A 19,090-nucleotide genomic window follows, 5' to 3' on the forward strand; every position below is an offset into this window, starting at 1 on the left:
GACCTCATGGCTTGTGGGTTCGGCGGGCGGGCGTCAGAGGCCGGCGATGCCGCTGCCCGAGGCGGCACCGTTGACGTCGAGGCTTTTCATGTCCTGGAGGACGCCCTCGTCGGTGGCGCCGGCGGTGAGGTTCGTGTCGTGCACCGCCTGTCCGATCCTGCCGAGCAGGAGCGCCAGGACGCGGTGGTCCTCGTTGATGAGGGTCTGCTGGGCCGTGAAGGCGTTGGCGCCGATACCGCGCCAGTGGCCTTCGAGATTGTCGATCACCGCTCGGAGCGCTCTGACCTGGCGGTCCATCGAGCCGACCATGACGTCGAGGTCGCTCTCGAGCTTGCCCAGTGAGGCGGTGGTGACTTTCATACCGGTTGTCATGACCCAGGCCCTCCCCTGCGTACACGTTGTGCACATACGGTCGCGGAGAGTGACTCCGCGTGCTCAGCTTACCGACGCGCCGCCGGGCGCCCTCAACACGACACCCGGTGAGCGCAGTTGTCGCAGAGGCGATTCCGGGGCCGGAACCTCACCGGATGACCGGTGGCACGATGCCGTCGCGGGAAGCGCCCCGGTCCTCCTCGACGGGACGGCCGTCAGGACGCCGGGCAGCGCGGGGCTCGTCCCGCGTGGCTCCTGGGGGGTGTGGCGCGAAGTCGGCGGGGGGAACTGGGCCCACCACCCCGCCGGGTTCGCCGGGGAGACGGCGTGCGCCGCTGCGGCCGGTCGCGCCTGCGCCCCTGCTTGCCGTGCGCCCGCCCACCGCGCCGCCGAGGGGCGGCGGGACGGCGGGACCTTGTCCGCCGATGACGCCGCCGGCCGGGCCCTGCGCCGCGCCACTGGCCGCCAAGGGCTGGCCGGCAGGGCTGCCGCCGACGATGCCGTGGTCCTGGCTGCCGCGGGCGGCAAATGCCTGCGAGACCGGCTCGCCGGAGGCCTTCGGCACCATCTGCCGAGGAGAATCCCGTGGCAATTGCGCCGCCGTTCCCGCTTCGGGTGACCGCCCGTACGGGAGAGAGCCGCCCGTGAACGGAGGAGCGACGACCTGGGAACGGGGTGCGAGCAGGCCCGTGCCGTGGCCGTCGCCGTTCGGCCACGGACCGGACGCCGTCGGAACCGGCACAGCAGGTGCCGTCGCGGCCGTCGACTGCGTTCGGGTGAGCGGTGTCTCCGCGCTTCCCGACGCCGCCGGCGGTGGGGCGTGAGGTGAGACGGTGTCCCGCACGAAGTCACCACCGGCTGCCCTGCCCAGTGAGCCGTGCGCAGCGGGACGTGCCGTCCGATCGCGTGCGGACGGTGGAAGGATCGGGCTCGCGCCGCTTCCGGCACCGGCTCGGCGTGCCTGCGGCGGGGGTACGAACAGCGACGGCACCGGCGGATACTCCGGTGGCACGGCGTTCCCGATGACCGTTGTGGCAAGGGAGTAGGACTGCGCCAGCTTGCGCATCTGGTCCGCCGCGCCGAGCCGGGCGGCTTCCGCCTCCGCGTGCGCCCGGCCGATGCGGGCCAGGGCGTCCGGGTCGTGGCGGGCGGCGGGGTCGGCCAGCAGGGCCGCCCAGGTGCTCTGCGCCGCCGTCGGGAGGGGCGGCATGTCGCGTGTGACCTCGCGTAGGGTGTCCGCCGCGTGTGTGAGGGCCGTGGCGGTGGACCGGGCGTAGTCGCCCAGCTTCAGGGTGGACGTGGCGACGCCCCTGCCCCATTCCCGGAATGCGGCTCCGGATGCGCCTTCCCAGTCGATGCGGTCGACGTGCCGGTGGAGTTCCGCCCCGATCCGGGCGATCTTCTCGACGGCCAGGGCGAGGTGGTCGCCGACGGATCCGATCGCCTCGGGATCGGCGTGCCGGAGCATGGCCTGCAGTTGATCGTGCGAGAAGGACTCGAAGTCCGTCCGGCTCCGGCCCTCGACGTGGGCGTCCGGGGCGGAGGAGCCTGCGGGGTGGGCGCCGCCTCCGGTCACCCCGGGCTCCCGGGGGCCGCCGCAGCCGCGTCTTTTCGGCCCGAGGGGTCCGGCCCCGGGTCGCACGCCCGGTGGATCCGGTCGCTCAGGTCCAGGAGCCTGCCCTGCGTGGCGAGGTCGACGTCCGTGAACGCGGCGTGCCCGATGCCCAGCGAGAGGCCCATCGCCTCGACCTGGTCGGACAGGGTCCGGGAGAGCTGTTCGAGGCGGTCGTGGACGTACGCGTACGCCGTCGCCAGGTCGTCGGCCTCGCCGAATCCGGTACCGAACCGGACAGGTGCGATGCGCTGGCCGCCGATGCGGTGCGGGGCGGCCGCGGAAGCCTGCAGATCGGCGAGAAGTCCGTCGACGCGGGTCCTGACGCCTCGCAGGTCTTCCAGCGCGACGTACAGGCCGCCGCTGTCACGTGATGCGCTCACCGGATGGTCACTTCTCCCCCACGGGCACCGACGGCCACAGTGGCCGTCGGGGGCACCTTAGCCGCACGTTCACCGGCGCAGATCTCATGATCCTTGCGGCCGTGCGGCGCTCGAGGTGTCCAGTACCGGGCCTCTCGGGAGGAGTTCGGACCACCCGATCGGGACGGGCAGCGGGTTGACGCCGGCGTAGCCGAGTCGGGTCGCGGCCTCGCCGGTCGGCTGCCGCGCGTCGGCGGCCCGGCCGGCGGCGGCGCTGTCGCTGGTGCGGGGGACGGCGTAGCGCAGGCCCGTGTCGGTGACGAGGTAGGACGTGCCGCCCGCGGTGTCGCTGCCGCTGGTCTCCCGGTAGAGCAGGCCGCTCCCGGGAGTGACGTGGACGGAGGCGGTGCCTTCGGCGATCGGCTCGGGATAGTGACGACCGGCCCAGATGCCGAGGTGCGATGCGGACGGCGACGCACTCCCCCCGCCCAGCACGACGCACACCGCCTCACGGGGTGAGCCGGCCGTAGCGGTGTTGACCTGGCGCGGGTCGCCACGGGGCCAGTCGGCGGGCAGGAAGGAGGACTGCGGGCGGGCCGGGAGACTGGTCCTGACCGGGTCGGTCTGGGCGTTGGCCTGGAGCAGCAGGAGCGCTGCGAAGCGGGTGACCGGGGCGGCGCCGCGCCGGGTGACGACGTAGTACTCGTCACCGGCCGCCGACGTGGCCCGCAGGACGGTGCCCACCCTGGCGCTGCGGGTGGGCGACACGCCGGTCCGCACGACGGTTCCGCGGCCCTGGAGGACGGGGAAGTCGACGGGCGTCCCGGAGGTGAGTGAGGCGAGCCAGGAATCGGTCACGGTCTGCGGGCGCGGATTCTCGCCGAAGAGGGTGCGCGGGAGCAGGTTCTCGCCGCCGCCCGCCGCGGCCGGGTCAGCTGAGCCGAGCCGGAACTTGGTGCCGCCGGCGTCGACGAGGTACTGCCTCCCCTGCCCGTCCTGGACGTAGAGCACTTGGTCGCCGCTCAGCGCGGACCTTCCGCGCACCGATGCCGCCTCGTCCCCGCCGAGGACGAAGACGGCCTGCCGGGCGGTGCGCCCGGTGCCGGCGTCCGGACGGTCGCAGACGGCCCACACCTTCGCCTCGGCGGCGTCGGCCGGGGCGGGCAGGCGGTCCGGCGCGTAGGGGATGCCCAGTGGCGCGCCGTGCCGGAGCCCGCTGTGGTCGAGTACGGATTCCCTGACCTTGATGACGTCGTAACCGCCGGGGTCGAGGAGCAGTCGCGCCGAGGCCATGTTCAGCACGGGGTGCAGCACGGGCCCGCGGGTGCCCGCGTCGTTCAGCACGACGTAGCGCGTGGTGGACTCGTCGGCGACGATCACGTGCTTGCCCGGCGCGGCCCAGCCGGCGGGTGCCGGAGGGCTCACCAGGCCCCAGGCGCCGAACGCGGCGAGCAGTACGGCGCCGAGGACGGCACCGGGCAGGAGCGCGTGCAGTGGCCGGGGGGCGCCTTCGTCGGAGCCGGTGGTGCCGGGCTGGAGGAAGGCCGCCACCACGCGCCTGCGCGCGAACGTGTAGGCGTTGAGCTGTTCCCTGCGCGAGGCCATGGTCGGGCGATATCCCCCGGGTGATGTCCGCTGCGACGGCTGTCACGGGTGGAGCCGCCCTGCGGGCGGGATCCGGCTCCACTATGCCGGATGCGCCGAATGTCCGACGTCCCCGCTACCGTGAGGGAAAGTCACGATGCAGAAGAAAAGGGGGGTTTGGGAATGCCGGCGAACACGGCGTCACGCAGGACGCGCGAAGCACCCGCTGCGCCCTCCTCGGGTCCGCGCCGACGCCTGGGCCGGATCGGCGCACCAGGGCTGCGGCGTCTCGTGCTGCTCGAGGTCGCGGCGGCTTCGGTGCTGGTCGGGTCGGCCGCCGGACGGCCTGCGCTGGTGCCCGCCTGCCTGACGGCGGTGGCTCTGGTGGCCGCCGTCGCGGCACGCCACCGGGGCCGGCCGCTCCTGGAGTGGTCGGGCGCCGCGCTGGCGATGCGGGGCAGGAGGCGGCGGGCGGGCGGTGCGCCGCCGGGTCCGCTCGATCCGGTGCTGGCGCCGCTTGCCGAATGCGAACCGGCGCTGCGGACGTACGCCTTCGCCGGACGCGGGGGGCGCAGCGTCGGGATGGTGGGCGACGGCACGTTCCTGACGGCGGTGCTGGTGGTGCGGGCGGAGGACGAGCCCCTGCGCCGCACCCGGCCGCTGCCGCTGGGGCCGCTCCACGACGCCCTGGAGGTCGAGGACGTCAGGCTGGCGTCGGTCCAGGTCGTCCAGCAGATACGCCCTGCTGCCGTCCGGCAGGGGCTTTCGCCGGACGGTGCGGTGCCGCGGTACGGACTTCGGGCGGTCCGGGGCACCTGGGTGGCGCTGAGGCTGGATCCGGAGCTGTGCTCCACGGCGGTGCTGGCCCGCGGCGGGGGCGTGGGCGGTGCCCAGAGGGCGGTACTGCGGGCGGCGGATCATCTGGCAAGCCGCCTCCTGGGGGCGGGCTTCGCTGTGGCGGTGCTGGACGAGGAGGAGCTGACCGCGGCGCTGGCGGCCTCGGCATGCGTCGGGGCGCCGGGGGCGGATCCCGTGGCCGCGGAAGGCCCCAGGGCCGTGGAGCACAGCCGTGCATGGCACTGCGGCGGCCGCCGGCACACCACGTACGGGCTGGGCGACGTGCCCGCCGCCGCCGAAGCGATGGCGGCGCTCACGTCGGTGCCGGCGACGGCGTACAGCTTCGCACTGACGCTGGCGCGTGGACCGGGAGGAGCACCGCTGGTCGCCGGGTTTCTCCGGGTCACGGCCGAGGGCGACACCGAACTGGCTTCAGCTTGGGCGGAGTTGGAGGCGGTGGCACGCCGGCGTGCCGTGGAGCTGACGCGGCTGGACCACGAGCAGTTGCCGGGGCTGCTGGCCACCCTGCCGCTGGGAGGGACCCGTTGACGGCCGCGCGACCGCCCGGCCGGGCACCCCTCACGCCGCAGTCGGACGCACCGGCGGCACTCCCTGCGGCGCGGCCGGGATTCGGCCTGCGCGGCCCACAGCGCCCTCGCCAGGCCTTGTCGCGGTCCCGTCTGGAGGCGATGTCGCTTCCGCTCGGCGACGACGGCGTGGCGGCCGGGACGGACGAGGCGGGCGACCCCGCAGTCCTCGGCCTGTTCCGCCCGGCGCCGCTGGACGTCGTGGTGATCGGCAGTGTGTGGGCGGCGCAGGTCTTGGCGCTGCGCGCGCTCGGCGCGGGGGCGATGGTGATCGTCGAGTCGGCGCGCCCCCGGTGTTGGGCACCGCTCATGAGGGGGACCGCGGCGGGCGGCAGTCCCTCGGTGTACGGCGTGGGGGAAGTACCGCTCCAGAGCCAGGACTTGCCGGGCCCCTTCCTGGTCGTCCGGGACTGCGGGGCGCAACCGCCGCGGAGCAGGCTCGCGCGAGCACCCTGGCAGGCGGTGCTCACGCTGCTGCCGTTCCTCGGCCGGCAGGCGGCGGGGCTGCCGGCGGCGGCGGAACTCGTCGGGATCCAGCGGGTCTCCCCGCAGGAGGTGCAGGTGCTGGCCAGGACACTGCAGTTGACCCGCGAGCAGGCGGCGGCTCTCCCCGGGCTCGACGACGACGCGATGCTGTGGGCCACGGCGCGGCACCGGCGCTTCGTCCGACTGGCGCCGAGCGCGGCCGAGACGGAGCTGCTGGGCGGGGCACGGCGTATCGACTGAGCGGCGGGGCCGGCTTCGGGCCGGCGCCAGCAACCGCGCCCCTCCTGAACGCTCTCCCAGGTGACGACAGGCAGCTCACCGAAGAGCGCGGCAATGTACCGCGGCGCGGGGTATATACCGAGGGGAACGGCTTCGGACAGGGCGCCGGCGGATCCCGGCGGAGTCCGCCACCGACTGCCGAGCCTTCCTGCGGGAATGAGCGAAGCCGGAACAAGACGGCCTGACAACGGACGTACCCCGGCGATTAGGCTGTCCGTCGAGAGCAGCAGGAAGCGGCGGAGGGCCTCGCCCTGCGGCGTACGGGGCGGGGAGAGCTACGGGGCAACTCCCCGACGCAGACCGGGAGGCACAGTGAACAGCGATCGGGACGACAACCGCGCGGGCGGGGCCGCCCCTGTCGACGCACCGGCCGAAGGGGACGTGACGGGCGAATACCGCTTCGACTTCACACCGCCGGCCTGGTACATGCAGAACAGCAGCGGGGACGCCGGAACGGGCGAGGAGGAGCCCGAAACGGAGGAGCCCGCCGCGCCTGTGGCGCCCGCGGCGCCCGAACCGCAGGCCGTGGCACAGGAGTCCGGCACCCCGGCGGCGGAAGCCGCACCGCGGGTGCCCGTGTGGGAGCCGCTACCGCCACGCGGTCAGCAGGAGCCCGCGCCCGGTGCCGGGTCCTGGTCGGCGACCGCAGTACCGCTGCCGCCCGTGGTCAGCGACTCCTCCACCGAGCGGCCGGTCTGGTCCAGCATCCCGGTCACGCCGGCCGCGCCCGCGCCCGTCCCCGCAGAGGCGGAAGCGGAACCGGAGCCCGAGTCCGACCCGGAAACGGAAACCGGTTCGGCGCCCGAGCCGCCGGCGGCGCAGCGGGAGGAAGAGGAAGCAGAGCCGGAGGGGCCGGGTGGCCGCGCGACCGTGCGGTTTTCCGCCGCGGCTCTGCGGCAGGAGATCGAGGAGCGTGCCGGAGTGCGGATCGAGGACGTGGGGCAGGCGGGTCCGCTCGGACCGCCGCCTTCGACGGCAGAGCCGGAGGACGCAATGCCCGCACCGCTCGTACCCGCCCCCGAACCCGAGCCCGAGGACGCCCGGCCTCACACACCCGCCGCGCCCACCGCCGCCTCGGAACCGGAGGACGCGCGCCCTTCCGAACACGTGCCCGTGTGGACTCCGCTGCCGCAGCCTCCCGTTGCGGACCCCGCGCCCTGGGCTCCGCCCGGACCGCAGAGCGCGATGCCGCCGCTGCCGCCGCACTTCGAACGCGCGGAACCGCAGCAGCCGACGCCGGAGTCCTCGCAGTCCTTCCCCGAGCCCGTCGCTCCGCCGGTGGCGCAGAGTGCTCCGCCGCAGGGACCCGCCGCCGCGTATCCGCCGCCGCAGGGGCCCGCGGCCGTCTACCCTCCGCCGCAGGGACCGGCCGTCCACGCCGCGCCGCAGCCGGCTGCTCCGGTCCCGTACCCGGGCCCGGGTCACCCCGCACCTGTGCCGCCCGCGCCGGCGCCGCCCGAGCCGCAGAGCGGTTACGGCTTCCCGCAGCAGGCGCAGCACCTGCCCGCGGCTCCCACGGCGCCCGCGTCCGTGCCGGAGCCCACCCCGGCACCCGCGCCCGCTTCCGCCGAGCCCGCACCGCAGAGCGGCTACGGCTTCCCGCAGCAGGCCCCGCAGCCGCCCGCACCCGCTCAGCCCAACCCCCAGGACGGTTACGGCTTCCCGCCCGCGCCCGCTCAGCCCAACCCCCAGGACGGTTACGGCTTCCCGCCCGCACCGCAGGGGCAGGGCGTGGTGCCGACCGGGCTCCCGCAGCCGCCCGCCCCCGTGCATCCGCAGGGCGGCTACGGCTTCCCTCCGGGCCAGCAGCAGGGCATAGCCGCGGAGCCGGAGGCGGCGGGCCCCCTCCCGCCGCTGCCCGCGCAGGGGGGCTACGGCTTCCCGCAGCAGCCCCCCGCCCAGAACCTGCCCGCCCCGTACGCCGCGCCGCAGGGCCCGGCGGCCGTTCCCGGTCAGGCGCCGCACCAGTTTCCGGGGCAAGCCCCGGTGCCTCCCCAGGGCCAGATGCCCGGTCAGGTACCGGTGCCGGGTCCGGCAGCTGCTCCCGGCCCGGATCCGCGGGTGCAGGGCGACCCGGCGGCACCGGCGCACGCCCAGCCGCCAGCCGCGGCTCCCGCTCCTGCCGGTCCCGTCGACCCGCGGTCGGGCGGCTGGCCGACGGTGACACCGGACCAGCGGCAGCGCACCGCCCAGGGCGGGGCTCCACTGGGCTACACCGCGGCCGTCGAGCTGTCCTCCGACCGGCTGCTGCGCAACCAGCCCAAGCCGCGCAAGCCCGGGGCCAACGCGCAGCCGAGCCGCTTCAAGATCGGCGGCAAGAAGGAGGAGGCGGAGCGGCAGCGCAAGCTGGAGCTGATCCGTACCCCGGTGCTGTCGTGCTACCGGATCGCGGTGATCAGCCTCAAGGGCGGCGTCGGGAAGACGACGACCACGACCGCCCTCGGCGCGACGCTCGCCAGTGAGCGTCAGGACAAGATCCTCGCGATCGACGCGAACCCCGACGCGGGCACGCTCGGCCGCCGCGTGCGCCGGGAGACCGGTGCGACGATCCGCGACCTGGTGCAGGCGATCCCGTACCTCAACAGCTACATGGACATCCGCCGCTTCACCTCGCAGGCGCCGTCCGGTCTGGAGATCATCGCCAACGACGTCGACCCGGCGGTGTCGACGGCCTTCAGCGACGAGGACTACCGGCGGGCGATCGACGTGCTGGGCCGCCAGTACCCGGTGATCCTCACCGACTCGGGCACCGGTCTGCTCTACAGCGCGATGCGCGGGGTGCTCGACCTGGCCGACCAGCTGATCATCGTGTCGACGCCGTCGGTCGACGGCGCGTCCAGCGCCAGCACGACACTGGACTGGCTCTCGGCGCACGGCTACGCCGACCTGGTGGCGCGCAGCATCACGGTGATCTCCGGGGTGCGCGAGACCGGCAAGATGATCAAGGTCGAGGACATCGTGGCGCACTTCCAGACCCGCTGCCGCGGTGTGCAGGTGGTGCCGTTCGACGAGCACCTGGCGGCCGGTGCCGAGGTGGATCTGGACATGATGCGCCCCAAGACCCGCGAGGCGTACTTCCACCTCTCGGCGATGGTCGCCGAGGACTTCGCGCGGGCGCAGCAGGCCCAGGGGTTGTGGACGGGCAACGGGCAGAGCCAGCCGCCGCAGCTGGCGCCGCCGATGCCCGGGCAGTACGCGGCGGCACCGTACGCCGGAGCACCGGCCGGCTACCCGGCGCCCGGCCAGCCGGGCCAAGGGGGGCAGCCCGCTCAGCCGGGTCAGCCGCCCGCTCAGCCGCAGCAGCCGTACGGCCAGCCACCGATGCCGCCCGGCCAGTTCCCGCCCGCGCAGTACGGGGCTCCCCCGCAGGCCCCGCAGGCGTATCCGCCGGCCGGTCCGGCAGGCCAGCCGCCGGCCGCGCCCTTCCAGCCGCAGTCGCCGCAGCCACAGGCTCCCCAGCCGCAGCAGGGCTGGCCGGCGCCGCAGCCGGGCGCCGATCAGGGGTACGGCTACCCGCCGCCGCCTCCCCCGGAGCAGCAGTAGCGGCGGCGGACCGTCCCCCCGGATGAGGCCGGGGGGACGGTCCGCGCCGGTCACGTGGTCATCGGGCCGCCGTCGTGGGTCACCACGGCGGCGGCCCTTGCCGTGTACGGGTTGTCAGGGTGGGGATACCTCAGCGGTCGTACACGGGGTCCCCCCGGGGATGCAGGTGCGGGCAGGAAGAATCCGCCCGTGGTCCGTCGCGGACGGGGTGGGCGAGAACGGACGATAGGGACATCCTGATCGACCGTTCCGCGCACCTCACGAGGACCAGCGATGATCGAAGCCCACGCACTGACCAAACGCTACGGCGAGCGCACCGCCGTGGCCGACCTCAGCTTCGCCGTGCGCCCGGGCACGGTGACCGGTTTCCTCGGGCCGAACGGCGCGGGGAAGTCGACGACGATGCGCATGATCCTCGGACTCGACACGCCGAGTGACGGCTGGGCGACGGTCAACGGCAAGCGGTACGCCGAGCACCGCGCGCCGCTGCACGAAGTCGGCGCCTTGCTGGAGGCACGCGCGGTCCACAACGGGCGCAGCGCGTACCACCACCTGCTGGCGCTGGCCGCGACCACCGGCATCCCTCGCCGCAGGGTGGACGAGGTGGTCGACATCGTCGGTCTGCGCGAGGTGGCGCGGAAACGGGCGGGGGGATTCTCCCTGGGCATGGGCCAGCGGCTCGGCATCGCGAGCGCCCTGCTCGGTGACCCGGCGACGCTGGTGCTGGACGAGCCGGTGAACGGGCTGGATCCCGAGGGGATCCTGTGGATCCGCACTCTGCTCAAGGGCCTGGCCGCGGAGGGCCGGACCGTCCTGCTGTCCTCGCACCTGATGTCGGAGATGGCGCTGACCGCGGAGCATCTGATCGTCATCGGCCGGGGCCGCCTGATGGCCGATGTGTCGGTGGCGGAGTTCGTCAGGGCGGCGGGTGGCACCGTCCGGGTGCGGACGGACGAGGCGACGCGGTTGCGCGGCCTGCTCGCGGGGCCGGATGTGTCCGTGAGCTCCTCCGAGACTGACGTCCTGGACGTCGGCGGGCTGAGCAGCGAGCGGATCGGTCGTATAGCCGCGGACGCAGGGATCGCCCTGGCCGAGCTGACGCCGCAGCAGGCGTCCCTGGAGGAGGCGTTCATGGAGATGACGCGGGATGCGGTCGAATACCAGGCCGTCACGTCGAACGAGCGGGAAGGACAGCCGGCATGAGTACGACGACGGGCTCGGCCGTGGCGGACGGTCTCGTGCCTCCGGCCCCGACGGCCGGCGTGCGCGGCGAGGTGACCCAGCTCCGGGTGCTGCACTCGGAGTGGATCAAGATGCGGAGTCTGCGGTCCACGTTCTTCACCCTGATAGCCGCCGTGGTGGCGCTCGTCGGGCTGGGCGCGCTGTTTTCGGCGTTCACGGCGGGTCACTGGGATCACATGAGCGTAAGGGAGCGGGCGAGCTTCGAGCCCGGCCTCACCAGCCTGCGCGGATATTTCCTGGCCCAGCTCGCGGTGGGCGTGCTGGGCGTGCTGATGGTCAGCGGCGAGTACGCGACGGGAACGATCCGCGCGTCGCTCACAGCGGTGCCGCGCCGGCTGCCCGTCCTGTGGGCGAAGGCAACCCTGTACGTGGCGGTCACGTGGGCACTGATGACGGCGGGCGCGTTCGCCGCCTTCCTCGTCGGCCAGGCCCTGCTGTCCTCCCAGCACGTGGAGACGTCGCTGGGCGCCCCCGGTGAGCTGCGCCAGGTGATGGGGCTCGGCCTGTACCTGACCGTGGTGGGCCTGCTCGGAGTGGCGATAGGCGCGCTCATCAGGAACACGGCGGGCGGGATAGCGACGGTGTTCGGGCTGTTGCTGGTGGTGCCCGTCCTCGCGGAGGCCCTGCCCGCGTCGTGGGGCGACCGCATCGACCAGTGGTTGCCGAGTAACGCGGGGCAGTCGGTCCTCGCACTGCACCGGGAGGCGCATACGCTGGCGCCGTGGACGGGATTCGCGGTGTTCTGCCTGTACGCGGTGGTGACGCTCGCGGCTGCTGCGGTGCTGCTCCGGCGCCGCGACGTCTGAGGGCGGCGCCATGACGGTCGCACCCCAGGCTCCCGGTGGGCCCGTGCAGGGGCGGGCGGAGCAGCGGGAGGCCTCCTTGCGAGGCGGCGGCGTGCTCCATGGCCCGGTGCCTCGGTGGCGGCTGGGCGGGGGATCGGCAGGGCGGGGGTGGCCGTGGGCGGAGCGAGTGGCCGGGAAGGGGTACGCCTGGGTCGTGTCGTGGCTGCGGCTGTCGCCCGCGGCGGTGGACGCGGTGCTGGCGAGCGGGCTGTTCATGGCCACGGTGGCAGCGCTGCGCGGCCCCATCGGCCACGACCCGGCACTGCTCCTGCCGCTGCATGCCGCACTGGTGCTGCCGCTGGTGTGGCGGCGGCGGGCGCCGATGACGGTGTTCTGCTGCGTCGCGGGCGCCGCCTTCGTCCAGTGGGTCTGCGACGTGCGGATCCCCACCGACGTCACGCTGCTGCTGGCGCTCTACGCGGTGGCCGCCTACAGCACCCGGCGCCGGACCCTGCTGGCCTTCGCGATGCTGGAGTTCGGCGTCCTGCTGGCCACGCTGCGGTGGTCGGTGCACGACCGGGGCACGGGGACGTTCGTGTCGCTGTCGGCGATGGCGACCGCGGCCATGGTGCTCGGACTGAACATGCGCAGCCGGCGGGACCGGCTGGCGGCGCTGGAGGACAGAGCGGTGCGGCTGGAGCGGGAGCGGGACCAGCAGGCGCAGTTGGCGGTGGCCGGGGAACGGGCCAGGATCGCCCGCGAGATGCACGACATCGTGACGCACAACCTGTCGGTGATGGTGGCGCTCGCGGACGGTGCGGCCTTCGCGCAACGGCAGTCGCCGGAGCGTGCGGCGGGAGCGATGCGGCAGGTGTCGGCGACCGGGCGGCAGGCGATCACGGACATGCGGCGCTTCCTCGGGGTGCTGCGGGCCGACGAGCCCGACGCGCTGCGGCATCCGATGCCGGGTATCGGGCGGCTCCCGGCGCTGGTCGAGCAGGTGCGGGCGGCGGGGCTGCCGACTCGGCTGAGCATGACGGGCGATCCGGCGCCGGTTCCTGCGGCGGCGCAGCTGACGGTCTACCGGCTGGTGCAGGAGGCCCTGACCAATACGCTCAAGCACGCGGGCGCGAGTGCCCGGGCGGAGGTGCGGATCGGGTGCGCGCCGGAGGAGGTGACCGTGACGGTGACCGACGACGGCGCGGGTGCGGTATCCGTACCGGACCCGGCGCGGCGTGCGGGGCACGGGCTGCACGGGATGCGTGAACGTGCCGCGGTGTACGGCGGGCGGCTGACGGCCGGGCCGCTGCCCGGCGGTGGCTGGCAGGTGGCCGCCGTACTGACCCTGACGACTCCGGAGGAGCTGTGACCGCAGAATCAGCGCCACCGGCCGCGCGGCCCGGTGCCGTTGCCGCCACGGCACGGCAGGCCGGCCCGGCGATCCGGGTACTGCTGGTCGACGACGAACCGCTGCTGCGGATGGCCTTCACCATGGTGCTCGACGCGCAGGCGGACATGGCGGCGGTCGGCGAGGCCGGTGACGGGGCCCAGGCGGTGCGTCTGGCGCGGCAGTTGCGTCCGGACGTGGTGCTGATGGACGTCCGGATGCCCGGGACCGACGGTATCGAGGCGACGGCACGGATCGTCGAGAGCTGCCCGCAGTCGCGGGTGCTGATCCTGACGACCTTCGACCTGGACGAGTACGCCTTCGCCGGTTTGCGCGCCGGGGCGTCCGGTTTCCTGCTGAAGAACGCGCTGCCGGAGGAGCTGCTGACCGCGATCCGCTCGGTGGCCGCGGGCGACGCGGTCGTGGCGCCGCGGATCACGCGGCGGCTGCTGGAGCACTTCGCCCACCAGCTGCCCGCGCCGGGCGGCGCGGAGGGGCAGGAGAGCGCCGAGCGGCTGGCGCGGCTCACCGCCCGCGAGCGCGAGGTGCTGGTGGAGGTCGGCCGGGGCCTGTCCAACGCCGAGATCGCGGCGTCGCTGCATCTGGCGGAGGCGACGGTGAAGACGCACTTCAGCCGGATCCTGGTCAAGCTGGAGGTGCGGGACCGCGTGCAGGCGGTGGTGTTCGCCTACGAGTCGCGGCTGGTCCAGCCGGCATGAGGCGGCGGGCCGGGGGTGTCAGGCGGGCAGCGGACCCCGCCCAGCGGGTCCCTCGGCCTGCTCCGCGGCGGTGACGAGGTCGCGGGCCCGCTTGACGTCGTCGGCCATCCGCTCCATCAGCGCCTCGATCGTGTCGAACTTCTCCATGCCCCGCAGGTAGGCGAGGAAGTCGACGGCGACGTGCAGTCCGTAGAGATCCAGGTCGACGCGGTCGATGGCGTAGGCCTCGACGGTGCGGGCGGTGCCGTCGAAGGTCGGGTTGGTGCCGACCGAGATCGCGGCGGGCATGGCCTCGTCGCCGACGTGCAGCCAGCCCGCGTAGACGCCGTCGGCGGGGATAGCGGTGTGCGGGAGGGTCTCGACGTTGGCCGTCGGGTAGCCGAGGTCGCGGCCGCGCTGCGCTCCCCGCACGACGACGCCCTCCACGCGGTGCGGGCGGCCCAGCACCTCGGCGGCGCCCTCGACGTCACCGGTGCTGATCAGCCGCCGGGTCAGGGACGAGGAGAAGGGTTCGCCGCCGCCCGCCTCGCCGCGCACGAACAGGTCGACGACTTCCAGCTCGAAGTCGTACTTCAGGCCCAGCGCGGAGAGGAACTCCACGTCGCCCGCCGCCTTGTGGCCGAAGCGGAAGTTGGGGCCCTCCACGACGTGGCGGGCGTGCAGGCCGTCCACCAGGACCGTGCGGATGAATTCGCTCGGTGACAGCTGCGAGAACTCGCTGGTGAAGGGAAGGATCAGCAGCGCGTCCACGCCGAGGGCGGCGACCAGCTCGGCGCGGTGGTGGTGCGCGGAGAGCAGCGGCGGATGGCTGCCCGGGCGCACGACCTCGCTCGGGTGCGGATCGAAGGTCACGACCACGGACGGAATCCCCAGCTCGCGTGCCCGCTGCACCGCACGGCCCATGATCAGCTGGTGGCCGCGGTGGACTCCGTCGTAGGAACCGATGGTGACGACGCAGCGCCCCCAGTCACCGGGAACGTCATCCAATCCCCGCCAGCGCTGCACCTTGACGCTCCGCTTCCTCGCCGAATCACTGACTCTCACTTTTCTGCAAGGCCAAGACTGCCATGCCGGTGGCCGCGGGTGCGCGTCCCCCCTGGGCGGGCCCACGATTCGGCGCACATCCGCCGGGCGGCCCGGCGGGTCACGAGGTGCGGGCGAGGCGGCGGCGGGCGCTGGGACCCAGGAGTGGGTCCCAGATGGCCGTGTCGGTGAGCCAGGTCAGCAGGAGCCGGGCGAAGTCCGGTGTGGTGGCGGCGAGTTCGACGACGCGGCGGTCGAAGCGCGCGGCCCCCTCCGGCGTACGGCCGAGCAGCAGGGCGACCCGGCGGACCAGGTCGTGGGTGAGGGGCGGGGGACGGCGGCCCGCCCCCTCCGCCGCCGCGGTCAGGAGCGCGTCGAGCACGTCGGGGTCCCGCTCGGTGTCCAGCACGACGTCCAGCAGCTCCTGCCGCAGCGGTCGGGACAGATGGCTCCCCGGCGCGGCCAGCACGGCCACCAGGGCGCTGCGTACGGGGGCCGGGTGGTCGCGCAGCAGCTCGGCGGTGAACGGCAGCACGACGGAGCGGACCACGGGGCCCTGTTCGAGCCGCACGTCCAGGAAGCGGGCGGCCCCGGCCGCGGCGGCCGGGCGGTACCACAGGTGGTCCCGGACCATCGCGGCCGTCCTGCGGGCGAGCGCCGGCTCGGTGACCGCGGCCAGCTCGGCGAGGAGTTCCGCCTCGTCGCTCTCGGGCAGCGCGGAGCGCAGCCGGTTCCGGAAGGCGGCGAGCACCGGCTCCGGGTGGGTGGGCAGGGCGGCGGCGAGGGCGGCGGCGGGCAGCCGAGGGTCGGCGGCGGCGAAGCGGTCGAGCGCGGCGGGCAGGTGGCGCCCGCGGGTGGCGGGGTCGCGGACCAGCATGCCCAGCGCGGCACCGTGCAGCGAGGCGTCCCCGGGGCGGGACAGGACGGCAAGGGCGGCGTAGCGAAGCAGCTCCCGGTCCGCGCCGGAGCGGACGGCGAGCGCGGCCCGCGGCCCGTACGCCGCCGCTGCGGCGTGGCGCGTCGGGCGCGGGTCGTGCGCCCACCGGTCCACCGCCCGGCACACCGCCGACGGCTCGTCCTCGGCGAGTGCGGCGAGCAGTTCGTCGGCGCAGGGGTGGGCGGCGGCGACCAGCGCCTCGGTCAGGTCGTCCACGGCGAGCCCGCGGTGGGTGTGCAGCAGGGCCTGCGCGGCGGAGGCCACCGTCAGCCGGGGCCCCGGCATGCCGGGGGGCGTCTGGAGGGGCCGGTCGTCGTCGAACCAGCCGCACACGACGGGCAGCACCGCGGCGGGCGCCCCGCACAGCAGGTCCGCGACGGCCGTCAGGAAGCGGCCGGCGCGTCCCGGCCCGCCGGCGGCGGCACCCGGCGGACCGTCCGCGGGGAGCAGCAGCCGCAGCAGGTCGAGCCGCTCGGCGAGCGGCAGCCGTACCCGGCGCCAGAACCAGGGCCCGAAGTCGCCGAGGCCGCCCATGCCTTCGGGGGTGAAGCCGCCGCGCTCGACGGCGCGCACCGCCACGCGCGCGGCCAGGTCGCGCAGCACGTCGCCGCACACGGTGGCGTCCGGCAGCCGCAGCAGCACCTCGCGCAGCAGATGGGCCGCCCACCACAGGGCGTCGCCCTGCCGTTCGGCCGGCCCCGGCGCGGCCGCCACCCGCCCCGCGGGGGCGACCTCCTCGGGCCAGCCGCCGGGCTCGCCCACCTGCCGCCACGCGTCGGCGGGCGGCGGCCCGGCGGGCCACCGCCCGCCGGGGGATCCGTGGTCCGCGGGCCGCCACGCCGTCACGCCCGCCCCGGCGCGCGTCGCACCGTCGCCGGTCCATGCGTCCGCACCGCCCGGCACGCCCCATGCGCCCTCCGCCGGGTGCTCTCCGGCCCCCGCCGCGCCGGGCCCGTCCGGCGGGCCCCAGCGGGGCCAGGCCGGCGGCTCCTGCGCCCGGCCGCCACGCACCGCGTGCCGTGCCGGAGGTACCGGCGCGCCGTCCCCGGCGCTCCGGGCGAGCCAGCCGGGTACGCCCGGCGGTGCGGGGGCCGCAGGCCGGGTGGAACGGGGTGAGCGGGGGTTGGGGACGGTGTCCGCGTCCAGGTCGAGGTCGGGCCCGGGGGCGGGCGGGGGCGGCGCCGCGGGCTTGCGCGGCGCGCAGCGGGTGGGCGGCGGGGTGCGGCGGTCCAGGACCTGGAGCAGGCCTGCCAGGTGCCGGCGCAGGGCTTCGGGCGGCGCCGCCAGCAGCGCCTGCACCACCGGGCCCGCACGATGCCGCGGCACCGGCAGGGAGCTGGGCGCGGACGGGCACGCGACGGGCGGGGCGGGCGGCACCGGCGGCAGCTGCCCGGCACGGGTCGCGGGGCGCGACGGCAGCCGGACCGGCGCCTCGGCGGCGGCCGCGGGCGGCCCGGCGAACCAGCGGTGCACCAGGGCGTGCAGTGCCGCGTCGAGGTCCAGGTGCAGCGCCTGCAGCCACTCGGCGGCCTCCTCGTGGGCGAAGCGGTAGCCCGCGCCCGCGGGGACGAGCAGGCCCTCGGTCAGTACGGCCGAGGCCCAGCCCGTACGCCACGGGAAGAGCTCCTCGAAGGCCTCCCGGTCCAGTTCCCCCTGGCCGGGGCCGAGGCAGCGCCGCGCCGCCTCGTGGACCTGCCCGGCGACCCGCGCGGCCAGCCGCCGCACCCCGCCGCCGCGCACAGGCGGCTCGGCGGCGGCCGCGAGCCGTACCGCGATGCGCAGGCACACCAGGTCCAGATGGGCGCCGAAGACCTCCGCCCGTGACGGGCTCCCTCCGGCGTCCCCGGGCAGGGCGGCCCGTACCTCGGACAGCAGGCGCAGCGTCAGCGGGTGCCCGGCGTCGGCCTCGTCCAGCGCGCCGTCGGGCACGCCGTAGCGCAGCCTGGCCGCCGCGGCCTGCGGGCCGTCCAGGTCGCCGAGCCGCGCGCACGGGGGCAGCAGGGGGGCGCCCGGCTCCTCCTGCGCGCCCGGGGGCGCGTAGAGCAGCGCCGGCGGGAACAGGCGTCCGGCGCGGTCCCAGAACTCCGGGCGGCAGGCGACGACCAGCCGGGCGTGCCCGGCGCGCAGCCACTGCGCGGTGCCCGCCGCCCAGTCGGCCAGCGCGTGCGCCAGGACGGGCGGCATCTCCTCCGGCGCGTCCAGCAGGACCAGCAGCGGACGGCCCGCGGCCCGGGCCAGCCCGGCGACCGCGTCCGGCGAGGCGTACGGCGGCTCGCCGGACCCCGCGGCGCCGACGATGCGGGCGGCGGTACGCAGCGAACGCTCCACCGCTTCCCGCACCCCGCCGTCCGCCGGGCGCAGCTCGGCGCCGCGCAGCCACAGGGTCGGGGCGGGCAGCGGTCCGCGGGCCCGGCGGGCGGCGAGCCGGGCCAGCTCCGTACTGCGCCCGCTCCCGGGCTCGCCGACCAGACCCAGCACCAGCGGGGCGTCGTCGCCGGGGACGAGGAAGTCCCGGAGGACGGCGGTCACGCCGGGGCGCGCGACCGGCTCTCGCCACTCCCCCGGACCGGTCGCGGTGCCGACCGACGTGGCGGTGAGCTGGAGGGCACCGGCGAGGTTCAGGTGCGGTCCGTAGCCGGGCACCGTCGCGGCGTTGCGGTCCAGCAGGTCGGCGAGGACCGGCGGGGCACCCGCGGGGCGCAGCGGCAGCGCGAAGCCCGCCGCACGGTGGCCGGCGTGCAGGGCCGTCGCGACGACGCCGAGCACCGCGCCTGTCGCGGCGTCGATCACCGGCGCGCCCGAGGCCTGCGGTGCGACCCGGCTCATGTCCGCACCGTCCAGCGCGAGTTCGTAGACGTCCTCGATCAGGTGGAAGCGGTCGGTCGCGGTGTAGGTCACCGCGGCCGTGCCGAGGACGGTGCCGTCCGTGCGGTGCGGCAGCCGTACCCGTATCCGCTGCTCGGGGTGGGCGGGACCGTTCACCGCGACCGGGAGCGGCGGCACGCCCAGCCCCTCGGTGGCCACCAGCGCGAGGCCCTGTTCGGGCAGCGGGGTGATCGCGGCGGACTCCGCCAGGCACAGGCGGCCGCCGGGGGCGTGCAGGACGAGGCGCGCGAGCCCGTCGACCGCCTCGTGGCTTGTCACCATCGTTCCGGTGCGGTCGGCGAGGAAGCCGGTGCCGCGGGGGCGGCCCGCGAGGTCGCAGACCCGGATCAGCGCGGTGTCCGGTCCGCCGCCGGTGTGCGGTGCCGTTGCCGGTGCCGTCATCCGGGCCCTCACCTCCCCCTGTACCGCCGTGCCCAGTTCGTCCCGCTTCGACGGTACGGGGCGTGGTG

The 19,090-nt window shown here is 75.5% G+C and carries 13 protein-coding genes; 7 read left to right on the forward strand and 6 right to left on the reverse strand.

Going from position 1 to position 19,090, the window contains the following annotated elements:
• Window positions 1-33: 33 nt before the first annotated feature.
• From ACH4SE_RS14415 to eccB, 4 genes are all read right to left on the reverse strand, one after another.
• Entirely contained in the window at window positions 34-372 is a 339-nt protein-coding gene (locus ACH4SE_RS14415) for a WXG100 family type VII secretion target (RefSeq protein WP_398543698.1), read from the reverse strand.
• Window positions 373-520: 148 nt separating this feature from the next.
• Window positions 521-1,948: a hypothetical protein gene (locus tag ACH4SE_RS14420; protein ID WP_398543699.1), complete on the reverse strand. Its 1,428-nt coding sequence runs from the start codon at window positions 1,946-1,948 to the stop codon at window positions 521-523.
• Window positions 1,945-2,367, reverse strand: a complete 423-nt coding sequence (locus ACH4SE_RS14425) for a hypothetical protein (protein WP_398543700.1) — start codon at window positions 2,365-2,367, stop codon at window positions 1,945-1,947. Before ACH4SE_RS14425 ends, ACH4SE_RS14420 begins: the two co-directional genes overlap by 4 nt.
• An 84-nt stretch (window positions 2,368-2,451) precedes the next feature.
• Entirely contained in the window at window positions 2,452-3,951 is a 1,500-nt protein-coding gene (eccB, locus tag ACH4SE_RS14430) for a type VII secretion protein EccB (RefSeq protein WP_398543701.1), read from the reverse strand.
• Between the two features lie 270 nt (window positions 3,952-4,221).
• On the opposite strand from eccB, the gene eccE reads away from it, so the two are divergent.
• The 7 genes from eccE to ACH4SE_RS14465 all read left to right on the forward strand — a co-directional run bounded on the left by eccE (window position 4,222) and on the right by ACH4SE_RS14465 (window position 13,795).
• Window positions 4,222-5,316 carry a type VII secretion protein EccE gene (gene eccE / locus ACH4SE_RS14435; RefSeq protein ID WP_398543702.1) on the forward strand — a complete coding sequence of 365 codons (1,095 nt, stop codon included), beginning with the start codon at window positions 4,222-4,224 and terminating at the stop codon, window positions 5,314-5,316.
• A 140-nt stretch (window positions 5,317-5,456) separates the two neighbouring features.
• Window positions 5,457-6,080 carry a hypothetical protein gene (locus tag ACH4SE_RS14440; protein ID WP_398543703.1) on the forward strand — a complete coding sequence of 208 codons (624 nt, stop codon included), beginning with the start codon at window positions 5,457-5,459 and terminating at the stop codon, window positions 6,078-6,080.
• 351 nt (window positions 6,081-6,431) lie between these two features.
• Window positions 6,432-9,662 (forward strand): SCO5717 family growth-regulating ATPase, encoded by a 3,231-nt coding sequence (locus tag ACH4SE_RS14445; RefSeq protein WP_398543704.1) that lies wholly within the window; start codon window positions 6,432-6,434, stop codon window positions 9,660-9,662.
• Between the two features lie 273 nt (window positions 9,663-9,935).
• Window positions 9,936-10,865 carry an ATP-binding cassette domain-containing protein gene (locus tag ACH4SE_RS14450; protein WP_398543705.1) on the forward strand — a complete coding sequence of 310 codons (930 nt, stop codon included), beginning with the start codon at window positions 9,936-9,938 and terminating at the stop codon, window positions 10,863-10,865.
• Window positions 10,862-11,710: an ABC transporter permease gene (locus tag ACH4SE_RS14455; RefSeq protein ID WP_398543706.1), complete on the forward strand. Its 849-nt coding sequence runs from the start codon at window positions 10,862-10,864 to the stop codon at window positions 11,708-11,710. Before ACH4SE_RS14450 ends, ACH4SE_RS14455 begins: the two co-directional genes overlap by 4 nt.
• A gap of 166 nt (window positions 11,711-11,876) precedes the next feature.
• Window positions 11,877-13,058, forward strand: a complete 1,182-nt coding sequence (locus tag ACH4SE_RS14460) for a sensor histidine kinase (RefSeq protein ID WP_398543707.1) — start codon at window positions 11,877-11,879, stop codon at window positions 13,056-13,058.
• 71 nt (window positions 13,059-13,129) lie between these two features.
• A complete protein-coding gene (locus ACH4SE_RS14465) occupies window positions 13,130-13,795 on the forward strand; it encodes a response regulator (RefSeq protein ID WP_398544087.1) in 666 nt (221 codons plus the stop codon).
• An 18-nt stretch (window positions 13,796-13,813) separates the two neighbouring features.
• Here ACH4SE_RS14465 and ACH4SE_RS14470 read toward each other — a convergent pair whose 3' ends face one another.
• A complete protein-coding gene (locus ACH4SE_RS14470) occupies window positions 13,814-14,800 on the reverse strand; it encodes a bifunctional riboflavin kinase/FAD synthetase (RefSeq protein ID WP_398543708.1) in 987 nt (328 codons plus the stop codon).
• A gap of 139 nt (window positions 14,801-14,939) precedes the next feature.
• Window positions 14,940-19,022, reverse strand: coding sequence for a trypsin-like peptidase domain-containing protein (locus ACH4SE_RS14475; protein ID WP_398543709.1), 4,083 nt, complete (start codon window positions 19,020-19,022; stop codon window positions 14,940-14,942).
• Window positions 19,023-19,090: the final 68 nt, after the last annotated feature.

Source organism: Streptomyces sp. NPDC020983 (assembly GCF_044333485.1).
Classification (GTDB): domain Bacteria; phylum Actinomycetota; class Actinomycetes; order Streptomycetales; family Streptomycetaceae; genus Actinacidiphila.